General features: G+C 43.1%; 20 protein-coding genes and 1 pseudogene. 11 read left to right on the forward strand and 10 right to left on the reverse strand.

The features are described 5' to 3' along the window. Positions 1-189: 189 nt before the first annotated feature. The 4 genes from FTU87_RS12585 to FTU87_RS12600 all read right to left on the reverse strand — a co-directional run bounded on the left by FTU87_RS12585 (position 190) and on the right by FTU87_RS12600 (position 3,322). The gene (locus FTU87_RS12585) at positions 190-753 is read right to left on the reverse strand and encodes a hypothetical protein (RefSeq protein ID WP_005097230.1); all 564 of its coding nucleotides are present in this window, start codon (positions 751-753) and stop codon (positions 190-192) included. Positions 754-1,049: 296 nt separating this feature from the next. Then, positions 1,050-2,054: an LLM class flavin-dependent oxidoreductase gene (locus FTU87_RS12590; protein WP_180097549.1), complete on the reverse strand. Its 1,005-nt coding sequence runs from the start codon at positions 2,052-2,054 to the stop codon at positions 1,050-1,052. A gap of 155 nt (positions 2,055-2,209) precedes the next feature. Then, complete coding sequence (locus tag FTU87_RS12595; RefSeq protein WP_005097226.1) at positions 2,210-2,662, reverse strand: hypothetical protein; 453 nt, start codon at positions 2,660-2,662, stop codon at positions 2,210-2,212. A gap of 243 nt (positions 2,663-2,905) precedes the next feature. Next, positions 2,906-3,322 (reverse strand): glycine zipper 2TM domain-containing protein, encoded by a 417-nt coding sequence (locus FTU87_RS12600; RefSeq protein ID WP_100355347.1) that lies wholly within the window; start codon positions 3,320-3,322, stop codon positions 2,906-2,908. A 346-nt stretch (positions 3,323-3,668) separates the two neighbouring features. Between FTU87_RS12600 and prfA the strand changes: the two genes are divergently transcribed. Together prfA and prmC are read left to right on the forward strand one after the other, a co-directional pair. Continuing rightward, positions 3,669-4,757 carry a peptide chain release factor 1 gene (gene prfA, locus FTU87_RS12605; RefSeq protein WP_180097551.1) on the forward strand — a complete coding sequence of 363 codons (1,089 nt, stop codon included), beginning with the start codon at positions 3,669-3,671 and terminating at the stop codon, positions 4,755-4,757. Then, entirely contained in the window at positions 4,757-5,575 is an 819-nt protein-coding gene (gene prmC / locus FTU87_RS12610; protein ID WP_180097559.1) for a peptide chain release factor N(5)-glutamine methyltransferase, read from the forward strand. Before prfA ends, prmC begins: the two co-directional genes overlap by 1 nt. A gap of 172 nt (positions 5,576-5,747) precedes the next feature. Here prmC and FTU87_RS12615 read toward each other — a convergent pair whose 3' ends face one another. Both FTU87_RS12615 and FTU87_RS12620 read right to left on the reverse strand, forming a co-directional pair. Next, positions 5,748-6,101: a hypothetical protein gene (locus tag FTU87_RS12615; protein ID WP_180040151.1), complete on the reverse strand. Its 354-nt coding sequence runs from the start codon at positions 6,099-6,101 to the stop codon at positions 5,748-5,750. Between the two features lie 227 nt (positions 6,102-6,328). Next, on the reverse strand, positions 6,329-7,351 hold the full coding sequence (locus tag FTU87_RS12620) for an AraC family transcriptional regulator (RefSeq protein WP_180001141.1): 1,023 nt from the start codon (positions 7,349-7,351) through the stop codon (positions 6,329-6,331). Positions 7,352-7,488: 137 nt separating this feature from the next. Between FTU87_RS12620 and FTU87_RS12625 the strand changes: the two genes are divergently transcribed. The 3 genes from FTU87_RS12625 to FTU87_RS12635 all read left to right on the forward strand — a co-directional run bounded on the left by FTU87_RS12625 (position 7,489) and on the right by FTU87_RS12635 (position 11,557). Beyond that, the gene (locus FTU87_RS12625) at positions 7,489-8,259 is read left to right on the forward strand and encodes a 3-hydroxyacyl-CoA dehydrogenase (RefSeq protein WP_005097220.1); all 771 of its coding nucleotides are present in this window, start codon (positions 7,489-7,491) and stop codon (positions 8,257-8,259) included. 247 nt (positions 8,260-8,506) lie between these two features. Then, positions 8,507-9,643, forward strand: a complete 1,137-nt coding sequence (locus tag FTU87_RS12630; protein ID WP_179999463.1) for an acyl-CoA dehydrogenase family protein — start codon at positions 8,507-8,509, stop codon at positions 9,641-9,643. A gap of 267 nt (positions 9,644-9,910) precedes the next feature. Then, positions 9,911-11,557, forward strand: a complete 1,647-nt coding sequence (locus FTU87_RS12635) for an AMP-binding protein (RefSeq protein ID WP_180001142.1) — start codon at positions 9,911-9,913, stop codon at positions 11,555-11,557. 243 nt (positions 11,558-11,800) lie between these two features. On the opposite strand, the gene FTU87_RS12640 is transcribed toward FTU87_RS12635, so the two are convergent. Further along, positions 11,801-12,262: a pyridoxamine 5'-phosphate oxidase family protein gene (locus FTU87_RS12640; RefSeq protein ID WP_257220489.1), complete on the reverse strand. Its 462-nt coding sequence runs from the start codon at positions 12,260-12,262 to the stop codon at positions 11,801-11,803. Between the two features lie 538 nt (positions 12,263-12,800). Between FTU87_RS12640 and FTU87_RS12645 the strand changes: the two genes are divergently transcribed. The 4 genes from FTU87_RS12645 (at position 12,801) to FTU87_RS12660 (ending at position 15,872) form a co-directional block, all read left to right on the forward strand. Next, positions 12,801-13,571: a HesA/MoeB/ThiF family protein gene (locus tag FTU87_RS12645; protein ID WP_180097596.1), complete on the forward strand. Its 771-nt coding sequence runs from the start codon at positions 12,801-12,803 to the stop codon at positions 13,569-13,571. A 58-nt stretch (positions 13,572-13,629) separates the two neighbouring features. Then, the gene (locus tag FTU87_RS12650; RefSeq protein WP_180097561.1) at positions 13,630-14,928 is read left to right on the forward strand and encodes an AarF/ABC1/UbiB kinase family protein; all 1,299 of its coding nucleotides are present in this window, start codon (positions 13,630-13,632) and stop codon (positions 14,926-14,928) included. Between the two features lie 169 nt (positions 14,929-15,097). Then, the gene (gene folB, locus FTU87_RS12655; RefSeq protein WP_074383219.1) at positions 15,098-15,478 is read left to right on the forward strand and encodes a dihydroneopterin aldolase; all 381 of its coding nucleotides are present in this window, start codon (positions 15,098-15,100) and stop codon (positions 15,476-15,478) included. Then, the gene (locus FTU87_RS12660) at positions 15,435-15,872 is read left to right on the forward strand and encodes a 2-amino-4-hydroxy-6-hydroxymethyldihydropteridine diphosphokinase (protein WP_100355339.1); all 438 of its coding nucleotides are present in this window, start codon (positions 15,435-15,437) and stop codon (positions 15,870-15,872) included. The genes folB and FTU87_RS12660 overlap by 44 nt, the downstream gene beginning before the upstream one ends. 594 nt (positions 15,873-16,466) lie before the next feature. Here the strand turns inward: FTU87_RS12660 and FTU87_RS12665 are convergent. Beyond that, the gene (locus FTU87_RS12665) at positions 16,467-17,168 is read right to left on the reverse strand and encodes a VIT family protein (protein ID WP_005097209.1); all 702 of its coding nucleotides are present in this window, start codon (positions 17,166-17,168) and stop codon (positions 16,467-16,469) included. 277 nt (positions 17,169-17,445) lie between these two features. Here FTU87_RS12665 and FTU87_RS12670 point away from each other — a divergent pair. Beyond that, positions 17,446-18,147 (forward strand): annotated as a pseudogene (locus tag FTU87_RS12670) (DUF1003 domain-containing protein). Positions 18,148-18,289: 142 nt separating this feature from the next. Here the strand turns inward: FTU87_RS12670 and coq7 are convergent. Continuing rightward, the gene (gene coq7 / locus FTU87_RS12675) at positions 18,290-18,925 is read right to left on the reverse strand and encodes a 2-polyprenyl-3-methyl-6-methoxy-1,4-benzoquinone monooxygenase (RefSeq protein ID WP_100355338.1); all 636 of its coding nucleotides are present in this window, start codon (positions 18,923-18,925) and stop codon (positions 18,290-18,292) included. 3 nt (positions 18,926-18,928) lie between these two features. Next, entirely contained in the window at positions 18,929-20,248 is a 1,320-nt protein-coding gene (locus FTU87_RS12680; protein WP_180097563.1) for an MFS transporter, read from the reverse strand. A gap of 174 nt (positions 20,249-20,422) precedes the next feature. Between FTU87_RS12680 and FTU87_RS12685 the strand changes: the two genes are divergently transcribed. Continuing rightward, positions 20,423-23,179, forward strand: coding sequence for an autotransporter assembly complex family protein (locus FTU87_RS12685; RefSeq protein ID WP_180097565.1), 2,757 nt, complete (start codon positions 20,423-20,425; stop codon positions 23,177-23,179). Positions 23,180-23,203 lie beyond the last annotated feature (24 nt).

A 23,203-nucleotide genomic window follows, 5' to 3' on the forward strand; every position in this document is an offset into this window, starting at 1 on the left:
TAAAAAATACCAATAAGTGCTTATTTATAGAAATAATATATGATTTTTATAAATTTAAAAAATATCAAGTATCATAATTAAAAATACAAAAGAGCGTTATTTAATCAATTTGTTGAATAAGTACACTATTAATCCTGGGTGTAGAGTTCTAGATTTCATCAATTTTTCATGTTGAGTTGCCAACGTAGCTTATTCTTCTGCTAAATAAGTATGAATAATAATATCGACCTGATGCTGATCTCCATTGATACAGCAAATACTGTTTTCAGTAATTTTTAGGATTGGCCAGGTAATCAGCTGACAATTTTCCCGCTGTAGCGCGGCATAATAATGATCTGACTTGAGATAGGTGTTAGGAGAAGATGCAAGATTTGGCATTAACTGGCGTCTTAGCCACAGGTTTTGTACCTGATTTTCCAGAAATCTGAGGGAAAGCAGACTCTTAATCCGGTTGTTAAATAGACGACGATTTTTACCAATTAAAGGATGATTAATAATGCGTTGCAGAATGCGGTCTGAACCTGGCAGCACAAAAGCAGGATTAATCTGAAAAACTTTCACCGAACCGGCATGTTGACTAATTTTATCCAGCTGGGTAACGGTAAACTGGTCTGTACCAATAATTGCAATATCTTTGTTTGAATAATCCAGTTTCATAAGCTCGGAAGAAGCGATATTTATTCCGGTAAACAGCTGGAAATGTTCGGGATGATTTTCAAAAATGCCAGCGTGTAGATCTTGCTTGGTGGCCATTAGACTTCCTTGAATTTATTTAATAATTGATTTTCTTTGTCTTAGATATAAACAAAAACCAGAAGCAGGGTAAAGGAGAAAATTTAACTTAGACAGTCATCTATTTGACAGAAATACAGCGGCTTATTTTTTCTAAGTCAGGAGAGATAAATATGATTAAAAAGCGGTGGTGTTAAGTAAGAGAGAAGAATGAATAGAAAAAGTTTGGATGACGGTGTTGAACAGATTGTTGCTATTTTATTTGAAAGTTATACAACATCTACCCATTGCTGAGAATAGGTAGATGTCGCTTTCATTTATTGCCCGTTTTTAAGCTGCATCAACAGCTCAAAGTTATGCAGACGCTTGTCAGTGTCATAGATGTCACAAGTGAAGATAAACTCATCGACATCATATCTGGCCAAAAGCGATTCCAGCCCAGCTTTCACAGTTTCTTTGGAGCCGACCTGTGCCATGGCAAAGAAATTATCAACCGACATTTTCTCGGCAGGTGACCATAGACCGTCCATTGAATCTATCGGCGCTTTCAGTTTTAAGGTCTGACCACGAATCAATGACAAAACCCGCTGATAGGCACTGGTCGCGAGGTATTCTGCTTCTTCATCGCTATCTGCCACACAGGTTGGGACACCCATTGAGACATAAGGACGTTCCAGATATTCGGAAGGCTCAAAGTTTTCACGATACAGCTGAATCGCCTGACCGAGCATACGCGGGGCAAAATGTGAAGCAAAAGAATAAGGCAGGCCCAGTTTTGCTGCAAGTTGTGCACTGAACAGACTCGATCCGAGTAGCCAGACCGGAACATGCGTGCTTTGACCGGGAGTCGCAACAATACGCTGATTTGGCTCTGGATCTTTAAAATATTGCAAAATTTCCAGAATATCTTGCGGGAACTGATCTTCAGTTTCCTGACGGCCACGGCGCAGGGCATGCATGGTCATCTGGTCAGTTCCAGGAGCACGGCCCAGACCGAGTTCAACACGATCTGGATATAAGGTCGCTAAAGTTCCGAATTGCTCAGCCACCACCAGCGGCGCATGATTCGGGAGCATAATCCCGCCTGAGCCTAAAGTTAAGCTTTTGGTGTTCGCCAGTAAATAGCCTAAAAGAACGGCTGTGGCTGAACTGGCAATGCCATCCATATTGTGATGTTCTGCCAGCCACATTCGGCTATAACCCAGTTGTTCTGCTGCCTGGGCAAGCTCCAGCGCGTGGTTCAGCGCGAATTGAATAGTCTTATCGTCACGAACAGGAACCAGTTCGAGGATAGAGAACCGGGTATCGTTAAGTGTACGCATCGTATTACTCTTAAATAGACATGACTAAAAGCATACGACTTTGCATTGTATTTGTATATCGAAAAAAATCGATATAAGTGTAAACGAAAATAACAGGCAAAAAAATAAGCATCCAAAGATGCTTATTTAAGGAGGGAAGCTTAGAGAGTGCAGCCTTAACGACGACGGTTGTTATAGCGATAGTCATTCGTGCGGTAGTTTTTTGAACTGTAGCGACGGTCATAGCGGTCATCATAACGGCGATCCTCACTGACTTTTTTACCCAGTGCTGAACCACCCGCAGAACCTAGTGCTGCACCGATATAACCGCCATTGGTACCCGCCATATTTCGGCCGACTGCATAACCTGCACCACCACCCAGGGCACCACCGATAATTGCACCATTACGGTCACGCTTGTTTGCTGCAACTGCTGCACCAGCACCACCACCAATTGCCGAACCGATGGTTGCACCGGTTGTACCACCCATTTTATTACCTACTGCCGCACCAACAACACCACCAAGTGCTGAAGCTAAGGCGGTATTGGTGGTATTACCCGCATTGGCTGCTGTCATACCCATGGCTGAGGTTGCTACGACAGCGATCATTAGAGATTTATAGTTCATGAGTACACCTTTTATATATCTAGCTGTATTTGTTGATAAGATCAATTTAATCTAGCAAGCGTCAAACAGCATGAAGGCAATGTTGGCGAATTGTGATTTTTATCTCCTTAATTTATTCATGATTTTGAGTAAATAAATTTATGTATTACATGAATTTGAATCTTATAAGCAGGTCATAAAAAAAGCACCCGAAGGTGCCTTTAATATTAAATCTAATGTCTGGTCTAAAGTGAGCCCAGAAAATTAACGGTGACGTTTTTTCCAGTGTTTAGAACGTTTTTCCGCTGCTTTATCTTTGGCAATCTTGTTACCCAGTGCCGCACCACCAGCAGCACCCAAGGCTGAACCGATATAGCCACCGTTGCTACCACCCATATTTTTACCTACGGTATAACCTGCACCGCCACCCAAAGCACCACCGATTGCAGATTCAGTACGGTTCTTTTTGCTACTTGCGACTGCTGCACCGCCTGCACCACCCAAGGCTGCGCCAAGTGTAGCGCCAGTATTGCCGCCCATGTTTTTACCTAGGGCTGTACCTGCAACACTACCTAAGGCACTTGCTGCTGCAACACGTGCTGTACTGTCTGCATGTGCATTTACCGCCATCATTGAACCAGCAGCTAAAACTGTACTCATTAAAAGTGCGTTGAGTTTCATGTCATCACTCCGTGTCCATTAACAGGACTGTATTTATTTCGATGTGGAAAATGTAACAAATCATGCCCAGAATAATATGAAGATGTTTCTCCATAATTTACTGCTTTATTTGATGAATTGTAAAATCTGCAAGAAATAAGCATAAGATCGATTATAAAAAAGGCAATTCCACTATTTTTAATCTTATTTGTTAACAAATGCTGCCGAGAGAGAATGATAGCGGCGTGGACTTACTCAATAATGATGTTCATTAGAAGCCAGAATCGTTAAACTAGGCGCAATTTTTTGATTTCGCTGTGCTAAATCGGTTTTTAGTTGCAGCCTATGTTTTGAGATTTTTTAAAAAATGAAAGAATCGTTACGTTTACGATTAGACCAACTCTCTGACCGCCACGAAGAGCTGACAGCATTATTGGCTGATATAGAAGTAATTTCAGACAATAAACGTTTTCGTCAGCTGTCGCGTGAGCATAATGACCTGACAGAAATCACCAGCGTTTGGAGCAAGTACAGACAGGCTGAAGAAGATATTGGAACAGCTCAGGCCATGTTGTCGGACCCGGACTTTAAGGAAATGGCACAAGAGGAAATCAAAGAAAATAAAGCTTTGATTGAAGCGCTTGAATCAGACCTGAATATTCTGATGATTCCAAAAGATCCAAATGATGCCAACTCTGCTTATCTGGAAATTCGTGCCGGAACCGGCGGCGATGAAGCAGCGATTTTCTCGGGTGATCTGTATCGCATGTATAGTAAATATGCAGAAAATCAAGGCTGGCGTATTGAAATCCTGTCAGAAAATGAAGGTGAACACGGCGGTTATAAAGAAGTGATTTGCCTGATCAATGGTGACGGTGTATATGGTCGCTTGAAGTTTGAGAGTGGTGCGCATCGTGTACAACGTGTGCCAGCAACCGAATCGCAAGGTCGTGTACATACGTCTGCTTGTACCGTTGCGATCTTACCGGAAGTCGATGTCGATACTTCGGTAGAAATCAATTCCTCGGATTTGCGGATTGATACTTACCGTGCCTCAGGTGCTGGTGGTCAGCATATTAACAAAACTGATTCTGCGGTACGTATTACCCATTTACCGACAGGCACGGTAGTGGAGTGTCAGGATGAACGTTCGCAACACAAAAACAAAGCCAAAGCGATGGCACTTTTGGTGTCTCGTTTAGAAAATGCCAAACGGGCTGCTGCCGATGCTGCAACCTCTGAAATGCGTCGTGATCTGGTTGGTTCAGGGGATCGTTCAGAACGTATTCGTACCTATAATTACCCTCAAGGTCGTATGACTGACCACCGCATTAACCTGACTTTATACAAGCTGGATGCGGTCATGGAAGGTGATTTGACCGAATTGCTGGACAGCCTGCATCGCGAATATCAGGCCGATCAGCTGGCCATGCTTGCACAGCAGAATGGTGGATAATGAATATTTTACAAGCGCTGGCTTTACGCGGCGAAGCTGAAAGTTATGAGCGTCAGGAAAATGCCTGGTTGCTGGAACACATCACCAAGATTGATTCATTTGATCTGTTGATGAAAAAAGATCAGGAATTGACGCCTGAGCAGGAACAAGCTTATAAGGATGGTCTGGCACGAATTGCTACCGGTGAACCTTTGGCTTATGTCACCGGTTCACAACCATTCTGGACTTTGGATCTGAAAGTCAGCAAAGATACGTTGGTGCCGCGTCCTGATACTGAAGTGCTGGTTGAAACCGTGTTAAAGTTAGATTTGCCTGAAGATGCCCGTGTGGTGGATTTGGGTACAGGCACAGGCGCCATTGCCTTATCGCTTGCATCGGAGCGTCCTGAATGGGTGATTGTTGCATCAGATATTTATGCGCCTACGCTTGAAGTAGCCAAATACAATGCAGAACAACATGATATTGAGAATGTAGAATTCGTTCTGGGTTCGTGGTTGAAACCATTTGGCCGTCAGTTCTTTGATGTGATTGCTTCAAATCCGCCGTATATCGATCCGGATGATGCGCATATGCAGCATCTGGCGACCGAGCCGCAACGTGCACTGGTTGCGGATAAAAAGGGCTTGGCTGATTTGGAAGACATTATTATTCAGGCCAAAAAGCATTTAACCGTCAATGGCTGGGTGGTGCTTGAGCATGGTTATGATCAGGCTGATGCCGTGCAGCATCTATTTAAGCAGGCCGGTTATAAAAAGGTCCGTACCGTAAAAGATTATGGCGGTAATGATCGGGTGACTTTGGGTCAGTGGCCGCATTAATTTTTAATCCTTCTTTATGAAAAGAGCGACCGATTTGGTCGCTTTTTTTTTGGTTTTTTAAATTCTTAGATTAACATCTGAAATATCCAGTATTTTTAATGACATTCTATTACTATCCTATAAAGAAAAAAGTGATGCCAGAGCATCACTTTTGTTAAATTCTTTAAAAGAATTACATCGGATAGTCTTGCAGGCAGTCATAGACTTCGACTTGATCTAAGCCACCGGTTTCCATTGCCAGACAAAGCGCTACAACTTTCACAGTATGTGCCAAGTATTGTTCATCTTTGAGCGCAATACCTTGTTGCAGGGCGACAATGCGATCTGCCGGAATTTCTAAGGCTGCGGCAGTTTCAGTTGCATCAACACGGTTAAAGAACTGAACCACAACATCTTTAAGCGCTGAGTCAGAGGCACTTAAAATAGCTTGATTAAGCTGTTCAGAGATTTGATCAGCTGAATGAACTAAAGCATTGGCGAAGTTTTGAACAAGATTCTGTTCAAGAACATCAGTCATCTTTAACATGAAAATACCTTCAACTTAGGAGAAAATTTGGGAGTACAGCCAATAGCAAAGTGCTATAAATTGAGTGAAAAGTAAGCTATTTTTAGGTGAATTGCAAAGCTTTCTGGATGACTGTGTAGTCCTGCTAATATATGCTGCAGGGCTTGAAATTTATAATCATAGTAAAAATATGAACTTAAGTTTCAATAAAATTTTATTAATATTTTTTAAGTATCAATTTATATAAATTATCTAATATTATTTTGACGATAAGCTCCCGGACTGACTCCAGTCCATTTCTTAAAGGCACGATGAAAGGCGCTGGATTCCTGGAAGTTGAGCTGGTCACTGATGTCTTGCAAGCTTTGCTCAGTACGCGTCAATAATTCGATTGCGGTATCCCGGCGTATTTCATTTTTTAATTGCTGGTAGCTGACCCCTTCGCTTTTTAAACGCCGTTGCATGGTCGCCTCGGACATATTCATTTTTGAGGCAAGATCATTCAGTTCTAGCCATTCTGACGGTGAAACTTGCAGAAGCTGTCTGCGAATCTGGGTGCTGAGTGCATAAGGATTTTTAAAACGCACCAATAAATTGTGAGGCGTTTGTTGAATAAACTGATACCAGGATTGAGCATCCTGCTTAATCGGCAGTTGCAGATAGCTTGCATCAAACTGCACATAGTTTTCATTGGCCTGATATTCAATCTGTTCACAAAAACGGACTTTATAATCAAAATCATCGAGTGGTGCAGGACATTTTAATTGAATCTGATTCAGCAAAATCCGTTGTCCACTTAACCAGCAGATCAAGGTATGAATCAGCATCAGATAGGTCGCATAACTAAACATGCGTTTTGTAGATTTTAAATCATAAATCACGATATAGGCATAGTGTTCCTCAACGAGAAGCGTGCTTTGCAGATCGTCCAGAATCAAGTTGAGAAATTGCAAAATGTGTTGTAGCGCCTTTTCCAGTGTATCTGCCTGCATAAGCATTTTTGAAAGCAATTTAAAGCTGCCACGGCGCATGGCATGACTGTCCATGCCAAAAAATTCGTCATTCATGCTGTCTGCAAGCACTGTCCATAATTGGGCAAACTGGCTTACCGACACGCGCGCTTGAGGTGCATTGAGTACTTCGGCTGGAATATTGGCTTTTTTCAGAATAGTAGAGATATCAAATTCTAATCGTTTGGCATCGAGCAAGGCTTCCTTGACCAAGTCGATCGAAATAGTCCCTTTGCTATATTCCAGTGCAGGCTTATGCATGTTCAGTGTGACATCCTCATTTTTATTGTCCAAATACCTCAGGCAAGATGCAATATTTGGAAATTGTACAGAATAAAAACTCTGTTTACTCTGCATATTAAGTCGTATCTCAAATAGAAAATTATCAGGGAAGAAATATGAAAATTCAGGGAAAAGTCGTTGTGATTACCGGGGGAGCATCGGGTTTGGGTGCAGCGACAGCCACGCATCTGGTTGCACACGGTGCCAAAGTGATTCTGGTCGATATGAATCAAGAGCAGGGTGAGGCATTACAGCAACAACTGGGTGAGCAGGCTGAATTTGTACAGCTAGATGTCACCGATGAGCAGGCCGTAGAAACGTTCTTTGCACATGTCGAAAATGCGTATGCTCAACTGAATGGTTTGATCAACTGCGCAGGTATTGCACCTTCTGCCAAAGTGCTGGGGCGTAACGGTATTCATGAATTGGCGATGTTCCAAAAAGTGCTGAATATTAACGTGAATGGCACATTTAATATGCTACGTCATGCAGCGGCGTTAATTGCAAAATATGAACTGCAATCTGGTGAAGAAGAGCGTGGCGTGATTGTAAATACCGCTTCGGTCGCCGCTTATGATGGTCAAATTGGCCAGACCGCTTATGCTGCTTCCAAAGGTGCAGTGGTGGCGATGACTTTACCTTTGGCTCGTGAACTGGCACGTGAAGCCATTCGAGTGATGACCATCGCCCCGGGCATTATGGAAACCCCGATGCTAAAAGGTATGCCGCAAAATGTTCAGGATGCTTTGGGACAAATGGTGCCATTCCCATCACGTTTGGCTAAACCTCAGGAATTTGCCCAGCTGGTGGGGCATATTTTTGAAAATAGCTATTTAAATGGTGAAGTGATTCGTCTGGATGGCGCGATTCGCATGCAGCCTAAATAAGTCTTCGATTTATATAGGACATGATGATTTGCACAGCTGCCAGTTTCTCATTGAATTTAAATGACTTTGTTTAAGCATGCATTTTCTTTTGAAGGATCAAAAGAAACAAAAATCCTTTGCGAAACTGAAGATACATCCCTGTATCTCAGTTTCGCAGGCGACATCCATGCCGCCTTAACTGACGTTCCAACGATCTCAATAGTAAAAAGCTTGAAGTAAATAAAATAGATATAGAAAGGGAAGTTCAATGATTTTAAATGATGAACAAAAAATGATTCAGGACATGATGCGCAATTATTCGCAGCAGAAACTGAAACCAACAGCGGCCTTACGCGATAAAACAGCACAATTTCCTGCACAAGAACTCAAAGAACTGGGTGAGCTTGGCGCACTGGGTATGACCGTTGCTGAAGAATGGAGCGGTGCAGGTCTGGATTATGTTTCTCTGGTTTTGGCACTTGAGGAAATTGCCGCAGGAGATGGCGCAATTTCGACCATTATCAGTGTGCAGAACTCTTTGCCTTGTGGGATTACCCAGCGTTATGGCACCGAAGCACAGAAACAGCAGTATTTAACTAAACTGGCCACCGGTGAATGGCTGGGTTGTTTCTGCTTGACAGAACCTCAGGCCGGTTCAGATGCCAGTTCTTTAGAATGTAGGGCCGAACGTGATGGCGATGAATGGGTACTTAATGGCACCAAGCAGTTTATTACCACGGGCAAACATGCACAGATCGCATTAGTCTTTGCTGTGACAGATAAATTGGCAGGGAAAAAAGGCATTTCATGTTTTCTGGTACCGACCGATGCACCGGGTTATATCGTGTCACGCCTAGAGGAGAAAATGGGTCAGCATTGTTCCGATACCGCGACGATTGTTCTGGATAACTGCCGGATTCCGGTGGAAAACCTGCTGGGTCAGGAAGGTGAAGGCTACAAAATTGCCTTGTCCAATCTTGAATCTGGTCGTATTGGTATTGCAGCACAATCAGTCGGGATGGCTCGGGCTGCGCTGGATGCAGCGGTGGAATATGCCAATGAACGTAAAGCCTTTGGTGTAGAAATTGTGCAGCATCAGGCAGTGGCTTTCAGGCTGGCAGATATGGCGACACAAATTGAAGCGGCACGTCAGCTGACCTTGCATGCGGCAACTTTAAAAGATGCTGGTTTAGCCTGCTTAAAAGAAGCCTCAATGGCAAAACTGTTTGCATCAACCATTGCAGAACGGGTCTGTTCCGATGCGATTCAGATTCATGGTGGCTACGGTTATGTCTCTGATTTTCCAGTAGAGCGTATTTACCGTGATGTGCGCGTGAGCCAAATTTATGAAGGTGCATCGGATATTCAACGTTTGGTGATTGCGCGTGAAGTCTGTCAACGTTGATTTTGATTAAAAAATAGATTTTGGTCGATATTCAAATCTGGCATTTCGGTTGATGGATATGGAAATTGCCAGGATCAAGCAACCCTGATTAGCTAAAGACAGACAGTACGCAGAAGATAAATAAAGCAGCATGATTCATGTCTTAGTCATCAGGCATGAATTAGATGTGAAGAAACTATGCTGATGGAATCAGCAGGAACAACAACGATAAGTGGACACACTCAGGCAAGGTCGCCTGAAAAATACAACAGGATAGAGGTTGTCGTCATGAAGACACTAGAACAAGCATATGTTGATTTCAATTTTGAAAATATGGTTCAGGAACATCTGGCTGGAAATGCAGAGTCCATCAATGCCTATACTGAATGTTGTGGACGTTACCTTGGCCAAAACCGAACCGCACTGATCTGGGAAGGCAAAAATGGTCAAACAGAGCAGTGGACATTTGAACAATTGGCAACTGCTTCAGGACAGCTGGCCAATTATATGCATTCTCTGGGTTTAAAAGCAGGAGATTGTATAGCTGGACTACTGCCAAGAACACCTGCACTCTTAATTACTATTTTGGCCACCTGGCGGATCGGTGCTATCTATCAGCCTTTGTTCACTGCCTTTGAAAGTAAAGCAATTGAGCATCGTATGAGTACAGCCGCTACTCAACTGATTGTCACCGATCAAGAGCAGCGCTTGAAACTGCATGATCTGAATATTCCAAATATTCTGACCGTACATCAGGCAGTGGCAGATCATTATCCGGATGCTGACTTTTGGACCGAGTTAAAGCAGCAGTCAGAAGAGTTTGAGCCAGTGAGTGGCCAATTTAATGATATTTTTCTGATGATGTTTACTTCAGGCACCACAGGCTTGGCAAAATCGGTTCCTGTACCTTTAAAAGCGTTGTTGGCCTTTAAAGGCTATATGCTGCACGCCGTAGATCTGCGAGAAGAAGATTCCTTCTGGAATCTGGCCGACCCAGGTTGGGCCTATGGACTATATTATGGCATTGCGGGCCCGCTCAGTTTAGGTCATAGCATCATTATGGATGAACGTGGATTTAGCGTCGATAATGCTGTACATATCATTGAGAAATATAAAGTCAGTAACCTGACTGGCTCGCCAACTGCATTCCGGATGTTCTTTGGCTTTAAAGAAAAATTTGATGCAGGGATTAGTTCGCATTTGCGTGTGGTCAGTAGTGCAGGTGAACCGCTTACGCCTGAAGTGATCCAGTGGTTCAATCATGATTTAAATGTGAATATTTATGATCAATATGGACAGACTGAACTCGGTATGGTGATCGCCAATCATCATGGCTTGGAGCATCATAAAAAAGTGGGTTCAGCTGGATTTGCGATTCCGGGGCATCGCTTTGCGGTATTGAACCCAAAACATCAGGAAGTCGAAAAAGGCGGGATTGGAATCTTGGCAATTGACTGTTCGGCTTCACCCTTGATGTGGTTTAAAGGCTATGCCGGTCATAATCGAAAGTCTTTTGTCGGGCAGTATTATTTAACCGGTGACACTGTAAAACTGAATGAATATGGCGGTATTGATTTTATTGGACGTGCGGATGATGTCATTACAACCTCAGGCTATCGGGTGGGGCCTTTTGATGTAGAAAGTACCTTGCTGGAATGTGAAGAAGTGCTTGAATCTGCAGTCGTTGGTAAACCAGATCCAGAACGAACAGAAATTGTAAAAGCCTTTGTGGTACTTAAACCAGTCTATCCAGCCACTGAAGAACTCATGCTGAAGCTGCAAAGCTATGTGCGTTCACGCCTATCCAAGCATGCCTACCCAAAAGAGATTGAATTTGTCGAGTGTTTACCTAAAACATCGAGTGGAAAAATTCAGCGAAATTTACTCAAACAGCAGGAAATTGCCAAACTTCAAGAAATGAAGCGAGTCAGTTAGTTTTTTTGATTGAGTGCTAAAAGGCTGCCATGGCAGCCTGTGGTTTTTTGACAAAATACAGCATTTTCTAGTTAAATTTTAAATTAGAGATAGGACTGATTTTTACAAGATTTTATTTTCAAAAGTACGAATTAAATTAAGCGAAATACATTGTTGATGTAATTACATTGAAATTACGACAAGGTTTAAGATTAAATATATCAAAAATTTAGCCTCTTAGTCTTAAGAGGCTAAATGTATCCATTACCAAATATTGGTTTGTAAATTTACTTTTTGGTGTTCCGCATGTGGCTCACCCGCTTCACCGGTAACGCCACCTTTTAAAGTTAAAGCTTTAAAGAGCTGGGTGACTTTATTGTCGGTCACATTCCAGTATTCAGCGCTGACCGCTTCAGCAATCAATACCCGTACAGTCGGATCATCCTTGCCTTCAAACCAGTTTTCAGCCCAGGGATTCCATAATTGCTCAATCAAGATGCGGTCAGTACTGATCTGAGCATGTGCACTAATCGACACATAAATACCATCTGATGGTTTTGCAAAAGACAGACCAATCTGACCACGGCCTGTTTCTGCTGCTTTGACCAGATCATTGGTATTACGCAGGATGAAATATAAGTTTTGACGTTCATTCATCTGCTCGGAGTTCAGCATGGTCATCGGCTGGGAGTGGATTTCATGTGTGTCGGTTAAATGGCTGATCATGGTATAACGAACATCCTTGATCAATTCCCATAATTTTTCACGATTATCATGTTGAGTATGTTCTCCATACGATTTTATGAAAGCTGAAAAAATTGCTTGGTATTTTCAGATTAATCATATTTAGAGACAGATGCCTGAGGTCTCACTGAACTCATACATTTTCATACTCAAATACAGGCAGAGACTACAGAATTGCTAAACAAGACAGCTCGATTTACAGGGGAATTCAATAGCAAAGATTTTAAAAACTTCAGGTCTGACACCTTTTATAAATGAGAAAGAGCTGTTTGCCGGAACCGTTTAATTGAGGTGATTCAACAAATCTTGCCAAGCCATAGCGGCTGCAGCTTGATACCGAGCGTTTAGCTGATATGCTATTTGGCTCAACGATTGCCGAACCATTTATTGATATGCTGTAAATTGACTGTGAGATTGATCTTCCAGAGATTTATCAGCCTTTAGAAACTTCAGTAAGGCTAATTTTTGCGATCATTGTTAAAAATTTTCGAAACAAGGAAAGACGTTGTCTACATTTAACATGGATGCCATCTCCCCAGAATTTGAACTCACTGATGCTGAACTACATCTGTATAGCCGTCAGATTCTTCTGGATGGCTGGGATATTGACGCTCAAGAAAGGTTAAAATTTTCTAATGTCTGCATTATTGGTTGTGGCGGGATAGGCTGTACACTGGCAGAACTTCTGGCACGCGCAGGCGTGGGGAAAATTACCCTGATCGATCCGGATACCATCGAGATGAGTAATTTGCAGCGACAACTGGCATTTATGCCGCAGGATATTGGATTTTATAAGGCAGAAACTCTCGCCAAAAGGCTGGGCCAGATTAACCCGAACGTACAGGTTGAATATGTGAATCAGGCCTTAACGGCTGAAAATGCAGTCAGTGTGATTCGGCATCAGGACTTGGTGCTGGATGGTTGCGACCAGTTTGCGACACGTTATCTGGTTAATCAGCGCTGTGTAGAACTGAATGTACCTTTGTTGAGTGCCTCGGCGATTGGCCTGCAAGGGCAACTTTTTATGCTCGAAGGGGATTCGGCCTGCTATGCCTGCCTGTTCCCACCCGAGAATCAGGCCGATGAAAGTCTGCGCTGTGCAGATTCCGGAGTACTGGCGACCACGCCTAACGTGATGGCCAGCTTGCAAGCCCATCATGCCTTGTTATATCTGGGTTTGGGATTGATGCCACTCAGACAAAAACTGCTGTTATGGGATGGATTGAGTTTTAAGCAGCGGATTCTCGCTTTCGAAAAAGATACAGATTGTCCGATCTGTCAGGCAAGATAAGCCTGCAAATTAATATTTTTTTGCTACACTGCATGTAATTAATTTTTCCTAAGACATTATGAAAAACAATATCTGGTTAGATGGAATACGTTCAGTTGCCCGCATGGGAGAAACAGCGGTCGTTGCGGCAAAGGCGGGCTTTAAATATGTTACTGAAAAGCCAAGCAATGCCAAACTCATGCGGGAGACTTTTGAATCTCTGGGTTCAACTTATATCAAGCTGGGGCAGTTTATTGCCAGTACGCCGTCTCTATTTCCGCGTGAATATGTAGAAGAATTTCAGGGCTGTCTGGATCAGACTCCACGCTTGCCGTTCAGTTATATCCAGCAAGTGTTGGCCTCTGAATTTGAAGGGCGTAATCTGGATGAAATCTTTGCATCGATTGATGAAACGCCGTTAGCTTCTGCATCTATTGCACAGGTGCATGCAGCCAAACTGGTGTCTGGCGAAGATGTCGTGATTAAAGTACAAAAACCGGGCGTAGAGACCATTTTGTACACTGACTTGAACGTCCTACATTGGGCAACCAAGTTACTGGAAAAAGCAGTACCAAAAGTCAAGTTTGCGTCACTGGCCGACATTGTCGAAGAAATCAAAACCCGTATGGTGCGTGAAGTCGATTTTATCGAAGAAGCCCAGAATCTGGATGATTTTGTTAATTACCTGAATATCACCAACAATCAGGCAGCGACTGCACCGAAGGTTTATCATCAATATTCGACCCGTCGTGTGCTCACCATGCAGCGTTTATACGGTGTGCCTTTGACAGATTTTGAAGTGGTTAAAAAGGTATCCAAAGATCCATCTCAAGTACTCATCACTGCGATGAATACTTGGTTTGGCAGCTTGATGATGTGTAACAGTTTTCATGCCGATTTGCATGCAGGCAACCTGATGCTGCTCGAAGATGGCCGTGTCGGTTTTATTGATTTCGGTATTGTCGGTCAGCTCAAGCCTGAGGTATGGACGGCATGTATGGCATTTATGGATTCATTGCAACATACCAATTATGAGCTGATGGCACAGAACATGCTGAAAATGGGTATGACTGCTGTGCAGATTGATACCAAAGTTCTGGCAGCGGATCTTGAGCGTTTATTCAGTGGCGTATTGATGGCAGACCCTCAGGAGCTGTTAACATCAAATCCGGCTGATCTGAACGATATCATGATGGATATGGTGGCTGTGGGTGAACGTCACGGCATCCGCTTCCCGCGCGACTTTGCTTTGCTGTTTAAGCAAATGCTGTATTTCGACCGTTTTATGCGAATTTTGGCACCATATACCGATATCTATGCCGATCAGCGTTTGCAAATGATTCAGGACATTGATCCGAATTTACTGTTAAAGCATTAATTTAATCCCTCCCGACCTCCCTTCCTTGCGCAAATTTTAAAGCAGCGCTTTAAAATAGCTCAGGGAGGAGTGTTTCACTGCTTGATAAAGTATAAGCGATAAAAGTTCCTCTTTATAAAAGAGGGATTTAGGGAGATTAGTTGTAAATATCATATTCTCGAGCAATCCAATGGACGCCATTATTATTGAAGGTTTAAAGGTTGAAACAGTCGTGGGCTGCTTTAACTGGGAGCGTCAAATTATTCAGCCTTTAATGCTGGATTTGACCATTCAAACCGATTTAGAACAGGCATCAAATTCAGATGCTCTTGCAGATACGCTGAATTATGCAGAAATTTGTGAGATTTCAGCCAAGGTCATTCAAGAAGCTCAGCCTGAATTGATTGAACATGCAGCAAAGTTAGTGCTGAATGCACTTTTTACTACCTTTACAGCAATTGAATCGATTAATATTACGATCCGTAAGCCTGCCATTATCGCGCAAGCCAATTCTGTAGGGATACGTCTTGAACGCCACCGAAACGATTTTCGCTCTAGCATTAGCGAGTAATTGTCATCCTCAGCAACATTTTCAAGCTGCACAGCAAGGTATTTCTGAATGGGGAGAAGTCCAGTTCTCTCCCATTTATAGGATTCCTTGCCGGGATGGCATCGGCGCCGATTACTGGAATGCGGCATGTCTATTAAAAAGTTCGGTGTCGAGTGCAGAAATTATTGAGCTGCTTAAACAGCTGGAACAGGCATCAGGGCGGACACGTCCATCGCATCAAATTACCCTGGATGTAGATCTGATTGCCTGGGGATCAGATCTTCGACATATGCAGTTTAATGAAAAAAAATTGCCCCTGGCTTTGGATGTAAAAGTTCCCATGTTTGATATCTGGCAAGACCCTGTATTCGAGCATGAGTTACATTGTTTCCCAAGAGTTGAACAGCTGATTTAAATCAAATCACCTAATTTTTTGCTGATGTAATTTATGCAATACGAATGTTTAAAAGCCTGATCAAGCAAGATCAGGCTTTGTTATGATTTAGTTTTTTGTTTTTATATGAAAAGAAAAATTCAGCGAAGATGGGGCAGATGAGATTAGAAAAAATTTAAACATAAAAATATGAGAAATCTTGGCTTATGTCATTTTAATCCTCGTGATTCTTTATATCATCCAATGGGGATTTCATGGTTTTCCGACAGGTAATTCATATGTGATTGATTTGAAGCCATAGAATTTATTTTAAGTTCGGTAAAAATCCTCAAAGCAGTAAAAATGCATCATCGCGCTTTTACTTTTTCTTGTTATAAAAAATAATCAGCAATACGATAATGATCACCAAGATGGCAAGAATGATCGCAGTTTCCATAACAATACCTCTCAGACATAGATCTTAAGGTTTAAGCGTCTAAATTAAAACTGAACGTAAATTAAAATAAACTCAAGTTTTGTTAGAGCCGTTAGTTTTTCGAAAAAACATTTTTCAGTGATGTTAATAGAAGAACCGCTCAATCCTATTCTGTATTTAACTAAAAAATAAACCCATATTTAGGCAACAGACACATTAAATAATGATCCGATCCAGGCGCTAAATAACATGGCGATAATTCCCCACAGCATCACCCGAACTGCACCTCTCCAGACGCTCACTCCACCGGCATAGCTCGCCAGTGCACCCATCATCCCCAAACTTAAAACGCCAATCAGCATGACGCCTTTATCCAGATAGTGTTCCGGTAGAATCATGATTGAAATTAAAGGAAATAATGAACCTACCGTAAATGCCATAGCCGAAGAAAATGCAGCGAGAAAGGGCTGAGCCGAGGTATGTGCTGAAATACCAATTTCATCCCGGGCATGGGCATCCAAGGCATTATGGTCGGTCAACTGTTCAGCGACCTGTTGTGCCAAAGCGGGTTCCAGACCTCGTTGTATATAAATCGTTTTGAGCTCATTTAATTCATGGGTGGGATGGCGTTGCAGTTCGCGCTCTTCCATGAGTAGATCATTGGTTTCAATATCTTGCTGGGATTTTACTGAAATATATTCACCAGCTGCCATTGATGCGGCGCCAGAAATCAATCCGGCAACACAGGTTACCAATAAAATTTCAGTGGATGCTCCACTGGCTGCGATACCCACCACCAGACTGGTGACCGAAATAATCCCGTCATTTGCCCCCAGTACAGCTGCACGAAGCCAGCCCGCACGTTCGATATAATGTTTTTCAAGATGGTATGAATGGCGCACAATGAAGCCCTTTTTTATTATCATTATGATTATAGTAAATTTAAGTCATGTATAGATAGTAGGATTGAATCGATCTGAAAATTACCTTGAATGATCAGATCATAGTGCGCTTGGTTAAGTATTTTATCAATCCAAAATAAAACCGAGGTGAAATTCATTTATTCAAAAGACCAGACGGACTTGATATATAATTGATATCCAAGGGATCAAATTTATTTAATAAAAACAATTATATAAAAATTATAGCTGAGTGAGCTGGTTTAAAAAGAGAATTATCATGAAAGAAAAAAATGAGAGCCATAAATGTTTGGTGTGCGGCAAGCACTTTCTTCTGAAAGATCTTACTCCGATGGGAACGGTCAGAAAAGTCATTACTGAAGAGATTGGCAAGGATATTCCAGTCTGGACGCCGCAAGATTATATTTGTCAGACAGATCTAACCCGCTATCGCATGCAGTATGTACATTCATTATTAAGTTTGGAAAAGGGTGAGGTCACAGATCTTGAGGTCGAAGTGATTCATAGCATGCATCAGCATGAACTGATTACTAAAAATGTGGAAACAGCATTAGAGCAAAAGTGGACTCTGGGCGAAAAGCTCGCCGATAAAATTGCAACTTTTGGCGGAAGCTGGACATTCTTAATTTGCTTTGCAATTTTTCTGGGTCTGTGGATTACGATTAATACGGTTGTTTTGGTAACTTAGCCTGCCGATCCCTATCCCTTTATCCTGTTAAATTTAATTCTGTCCTGTCTCGCGGCAATTCAGGCACCGGTCATTATGATGAGTCAGAATAGACAAGAGGCAAAAGACCGTCTACGTTCTCAAAATGATTATCAGATCAATTTAAAAGCCGAACTGGAAATCCAGCATTTACATGAAAAACTCGATCATCTATTAATGCATCAATGGGAAAGGCTGGCGCAAATACAGGAAATCCAGCTGGATTTACTCTCGGAAATGAGCAAGAAGTATTGAAATGAAAAGCTGTGGTATTTCTCATATTTTATATGGATTGTAAATAAAGGATGATCGCATATCTTTAGCGAATAAATTTAGATCAAAATTTGAGACACATTAAAAAGCCCACAATGCGTGGGCTGAGATCGGATCGATCTTTTTAAATAAAATAACTGGTCTTGGTCATGAGTTTGGAAATAGCTGTCATAGTGATTTTGACCGGAGCAGGCAGATCTACACCGCCTGCCTTCAACGCTGTATCCCGATGATGCAGCTCATCTTCATTCATCTGTTCCAGAATGCGCCGAGAACGCTCATCTTGCGGCGGCAACTGGCTGATATGATGCTGCAAGTGCATGCTCACCTGACGTTCAGTTTCTGCGACAAAACCCAGACTGTATTTATCACCGGCAATTCCGGCCAGCGCGCCCATACCAAAGGACAGGCCGTACCAGACCGGATTGAGCAGACTGGTATGGCTATCCAGTTCTTTCAAGCGGTCTTCACACCAGGCCAGATGATCCTGTTCTTCAACTGCCGCCTGTTCCATCTCACGACGCACATTCGGAAGTTTCGCCGTCATGGCCTGACCATGATAGAGCGCCTGTGCACACACTTCACCACTATGATTGACCCGCATCAAACCTGCCACATGACGGGCATCGCTCACCGTCAATTGTGTTTCTACCGGTTGGGCTGGATTTTCACGTTGTGCCGATGTCGTGCCCGGGACGAGACTGCGTAATGCCTGATCAAAAGAATGAATCAGCTTGTCGACACCTGTATATTGACGCATGAATTAATCCTCCAAGGGTGTTTTCGCGGTTTTGATCATGGGTTTGAGTCGGAAAAGCAGCCATAGGGTAAACAGGCCGCTCAACACTGCGGTAATACAAAAAAGTATTTTAAGATCAAGCTCTAAAATACTTAAAATAATAATCGAAAATATAGCAGAAGATACCATGAAAACGGCATTCAGAATGTTATTTGCTGCAACCACACGCGCACGATGTGAGCGGGGAGAATGCGCCTGCATCATGGCATAAAGCGGTACGATATAAAAACCGCCACTAATCCCGAGTAAGGTCACTGCCAGCATCACATGGTAATAACTCCAGCCTTGCTGAAACACATCAGCCAGACCGATTAATTCACCGGTACGTGCTGGAACAAAGGCCAGACTCGCGGCCAGATATAGGGCAAAGATCACCAGACCGATTGCGCCAAATGGCACCATCTTGATATTGACCTGGCTGCCACCGATTTTGCGGCATAAATATGAACCTAGCCCGATTCCGACAGAAAAGAAAGTTAAGAGCAGGCTGGCAACATTTTCAGAGGCATGCAGATTTTGCAAGGTCAGTTGAGGGATTTGAGTCAGATAGGTTGCGCCGTAAAACCAGTACCATGAGTTGCCCAATAAAATGGTAAAGACTAATGGCAAACCCTGGGCATATTTTAATGTTTGCAAGCTGGTACGGAAAAAATTCCAGTCAATTTGCAGTTCTGGCGCAGGGATATTCTGTTTGAGAATATAACGACTCGATCCATAACCAATCAGGGCGATCACAACGACTGTTAAACTGATCCAGATCAGATTACCAGAATATGCAGCAATGACCGCACCACCCAGAATCATACCGAATAAAATTGCCAGCGATGTTCCGGACTGAAACAGGGCATTGCCAGACATCAGCTCATTGGGTTTTAGCACTTCCGGTAAAATGGCATATTTGATTGGGCCAAAGAAGGTGGACTGGGTTCCCATCAGGAACAAGGCAAATAACAGAATCCAGAGGTTGCCAAGCAGGAAACCCACCGTTCCCAACAACATAATCACAATTTCCAGAATCTTTAAATAGCGAATCAGCTGTGAACGTTCGTATTTATCGGCAATTTGTCCGGCGGTGGCTGAAAAAATAAAATAAGGCAGGATAAACAGCAAAGCAGCCAGATTATTCAAGGTGCTGATGCTGGCCGATTGTTGCTGAATCCAGCCGTAGGTGATGACTAGGAGTAACGCTTGTTTAAATACATTATCGTTTAATGCACCAAAAAACTGCGTCAGAAACATCGGTAAAAAGCGCCGAGAAGCTAACAAATGTTCATTTTTGTTCATATAGAGCGTGCTACATTAAGTTTTATTAAGAAATGTCAGTTATGCGTAAACATTGAGAAAAATCATGTAAGATACTTTCAGCCATGTAAAGGTAAAAACCAATCAATTAAGCTCTTTAGCTTATATTTTTCGGTCAAATAATCAATTAAAGAATGTATTCGTTTCGAGTTTGCCATGCCTGCAAAGAAAAAATTTAAAAAAACGATGCTTCATCGCAGTATGGGGTCGCTTATACCACTTCAGAGTGGGGCACAGTTGTGTATGAGCATTTTTTTTATGATGTTATCCCATCAGAGCATGGCACAAATCGAACAGCCTGAAACACCTGTGGCCATTTCTCAGGCAGAAATGGTAGATGAACTGTCCAAAGAAGCGATGCGACAGGGACTGGTCACATCTGAAAATGAAGCCACCGAAAAAATTGAAGAAGCGATACAGCCGGAAGCATCTGTCGACAGCATGTTGATGCTGGAGCAACAGCAAAATGCAGGCTCCGGTCTGGACGTATTTACACCGATCCAGTTCGATGATCTGGAAGAGCTGCCGATCCAGTCCATTGACCAGAACATGGCGAATGAAATCTATCGTGAGGCCGAGCAAGCCAAGCAGGAAGCACAAAATTATCGCAATACCCAGACCGCTGAAACAGTCGTAGCAGATATCAGTCAGCAAGAGTTACTTGAAATCAATCAGGCACCTGTAAATGTCGACCAGTTGATGCAATCGATTCAGGCAGACAGCCAGATTATTGTACAAAATAATGAAGCCGGCATGACTTTGCCAGAAGTAACGGGGCCACTTGTTGCTGAAGATGAGAAACGTCCCAATATTTTTAAACGACTATTTTATAAAATCCGTCCGCCACGTCAGATCATGACCGCGAGAGTTCCGCGAATTAGTGCGGATGTGGTGATTATGAACGGCGAAGGTATTGCGCAAAGCAATGGTATGCTGAATCGTAGAGCTGAGCCTGAAGGCTATCTGAATTTAAGAAATAATGTCAAAGCCAAACTGTCCAGTTTTACCCAGGAGTCTTTTGGCGACTTTAATTCCGCTTTGCCACAACTGCGAACCTTGTCCCGACAGGCGGCACAGGCAGTCGGTTATTACAATGCCCAGTTCAGGTTTGAAAAAATCTCTGATAGTCGCGTTCGGGTTTTTGTCACCCCGAATGAACCTGTGCTGATCACTACACAAAATCTGGAATTTAGCGGAGCGGGTGCGGAACAGCCGCAATTCCAGGTCATCAGTCTTTTGCCTGAGCAGGAAGAGGGCGATATTTTCAATCACGGCAATTATGAACAGACCAAACAACGGATTAATACTGCCGCCAATAACAACGGTTATTTTGATTCATACTGGCGCTTGCATGATGTCAAGATTGCACAGCCACAAAATACGGCCGATGTAAATCTACGTTTCGAGACAGGCGAGCGTTACAAGCTGGGCAATGTCGAGTTTAGAATGAGTGATCCTGAAAAGGAATTTCCGCTGGATCGTGATGTACTCGAAAGTCTGGTCACCTGGAAAGATGGTGCAGACTATACCTTCTGGCGAGTGAATAGCCTGGCCAATAACCTGACCAACTCGCGCTATTTTAACTATACCCTGGTGGACGCAATTCGCCCTGATCCGGTTGACAGGGAGCTGGAGCTGGCACCGGATATTCAAAGCCTGATAGAAGAACAGAAACTTTCTGAAGATCAGGCGACTGCGACACAGCCTGATCGCTCAGTGGCATCTGCTAAAGAAGTCACTCAAAATGTCGTCGATGAAGACCAGTTTGCCGGTAGCCGCGATCAGGAAAATCCAAATTTAAGAAGCTTGCGGGTCGAGCAGCAGACCAAAGAAAATGAGCAGGAGCGTTTAAAGGCACAAGCGCGGGAAGAGAAGAAAGTTCCAGTGATTGTGACTTTAAATGCAGACCGTTTAAACAGTGCTGAACTGGGTCTGGGTTATGGAACAGATACCAATATCCGTCTACGTGGTCAGTACCGCCGCGCCATTGTAAATAAGCGCGGACATTCTTTTGATGCCAACCTCGAGTTGTCAGGTATCCGGCAGTCCATCGATGGTCGTTATAACATTCCTTATCACCATCCGCTGAATGATTATGTCAGTATTGTCGGTGGTTATGAGCGCGAAGAACGTGATGGCGTGGCTCAAGGTGAAGGTCTGCAAATTGAATCGGCAGTGCTGGGTGTAGACCGGATTATTAAAAACCCGCTGGGTAACTGGCAGCGTACTTTTGGAGCGCGTTACCGTCTGGATCGCTTGAAGCAGAATGGTTCTGTTGATTTTAACCAGATTCCGGAAGCGTTTCGCTTTAATACCGAAGATGAACAGCAGTCGTTACTGGTCGGTTATGAAGTTTCACGTACCGATACCGATCGTCGGGTCAATCCGACCAAGGGTTTCAAGCAGACCTACAAAGTCGAGCTGGGTAGTGAGGCGTTATTGTCTGATGCAGATATGGCGATTGTAAATGCAGGCTGGCGTTTTATCTATTCATTGGGTGAAAATGCAGATCATCAGTTTGTTGGACGTGCCGATGCCGGTTATATCTTCACTGAAGATTTTGCCAAAGTGCCGTATAACCTGAGATATTTCACCGGTGGTGACCAGAGCATTCGTGGTTTTGATTACAAGAGTCTTTCTCCGGAAATTGAAGGCTTTAAAGTCGGTGGTCAGGCCTTAGGGGTTGCTTCCTTAGAGTATAACTATCAGTTTAGGGAAGGCTGGCGTGCTGCGGTTTTTGCAGATGCCGGAAATGCTTATAATAAAGAGTTCAGTAATCCGACCGAATATGGTGCGGGTGTGGGGATACGTTGGGCCTCACCGATTGGACCGATTCGTATCGATGTGGCGACTGGATTGTCTGATGACAATCACCCAATTCGTCTGCATTTCTTTATTGGTTCGCAGCTATAAAACATCATTTTTTAAAAATAGTTA

This window comes from Acinetobacter sp. YH12156 (assembly GCF_013418235.1).
In the GTDB taxonomy this organism is placed as follows: Bacteria; Pseudomonadota; Gammaproteobacteria; order Pseudomonadales; family Moraxellaceae; genus Acinetobacter; species Acinetobacter pseudolwoffii.

What these genes read in the sequence shown, in the direction of transcription:
- FTU87_RS12585 (WP_005097230.1), bottom strand. Translation starts at nt 753, where the DNA reads ATGGCCACCAAGCAAGATCTACACGCTGGCATTTTTGAAAATCATCCC.
- FTU87_RS12590 (WP_180097549.1), bottom strand. Translation starts at nt 2,054, where the DNA reads ATGCGTACACTTAACGATACCCGGTTCTCTATCCTCGAACTGGTTCCT.
- FTU87_RS12595 (WP_005097226.1), bottom strand. Translation starts at nt 2,662, where the DNA reads ATGAACTATAAATCTCTAATGATCGCTGTCGTAGCAACCTCAGCCATG.
- FTU87_RS12600 (WP_100355347.1), bottom strand. Translation starts at nt 3,322, where the DNA reads ATGAAACTCAACGCACTTTTAATGAGTACAGTTTTAGCTGCTGGTTCA.
- prfA (WP_180097551.1), top strand. Translation starts at nt 3,669, where the DNA reads ATGAAAGAATCGTTACGTTTACGATTAGACCAACTCTCTGACCGCCAC.
- prmC (WP_180097559.1), top strand. Translation starts at nt 4,757, where the DNA reads ATGAATATTTTACAAGCGCTGGCTTTACGCGGCGAAGCTGAAAGTTAT.
- FTU87_RS12615 (WP_180040151.1), bottom strand. Translation starts at nt 6,101, where the DNA reads ATGTTAAAGATGACTGATGTTCTTGAACAGAATCTTGTTCAAAACTTC.
- FTU87_RS12620 (WP_180001141.1), bottom strand. Translation starts at nt 7,351, where the DNA reads ATGCATAAGCCTGCACTGGAATATAGCAAAGGGACTATTTCGATCGAC.
- FTU87_RS12625 (WP_005097220.1), top strand. Translation starts at nt 7,489, where the DNA reads ATGAAAATTCAGGGAAAAGTCGTTGTGATTACCGGGGGAGCATCGGGT.
- FTU87_RS12630 (WP_179999463.1), top strand. Translation starts at nt 8,507, where the DNA reads ATGATTTTAAATGATGAACAAAAAATGATTCAGGACATGATGCGCAAT.
- FTU87_RS12635 (WP_180001142.1), top strand. Translation starts at nt 9,911, where the DNA reads ATGAAGACACTAGAACAAGCATATGTTGATTTCAATTTTGAAAATATG.
- FTU87_RS12640 (WP_257220489.1), bottom strand. Translation starts at nt 12,262, where the DNA reads ATGATCAGCCATTTAACCGACACACATGAAATCCACTCCCAGCCGATG.
- FTU87_RS12645 (WP_180097596.1), top strand. Translation starts at nt 12,801, where the DNA reads ATGGATGCCATCTCCCCAGAATTTGAACTCACTGATGCTGAACTACAT.
- FTU87_RS12650 (WP_180097561.1), top strand. Translation starts at nt 13,630, where the DNA reads ATGAAAAACAATATCTGGTTAGATGGAATACGTTCAGTTGCCCGCATG.
- folB (WP_074383219.1), top strand. Translation starts at nt 15,098, where the DNA reads ATGGACGCCATTATTATTGAAGGTTTAAAGGTTGAAACAGTCGTGGGC.
- coq7 (WP_100355338.1), bottom strand. Translation starts at nt 18,925, where the DNA reads ATGCGTCAATATACAGGTGTCGACAAGCTGATTCATTCTTTTGATCAG.
- FTU87_RS12680 (WP_180097563.1), bottom strand. Translation starts at nt 20,248, where the DNA reads ATGAACAAAAATGAACATTTGTTAGCTTCTCGGCGCTTTTTACCGATG.
- FTU87_RS12685 (WP_180097565.1), top strand. Translation starts at nt 20,423, where the DNA reads ATGCCTGCAAAGAAAAAATTTAAAAAAACGATGCTTCATCGCAGTATG.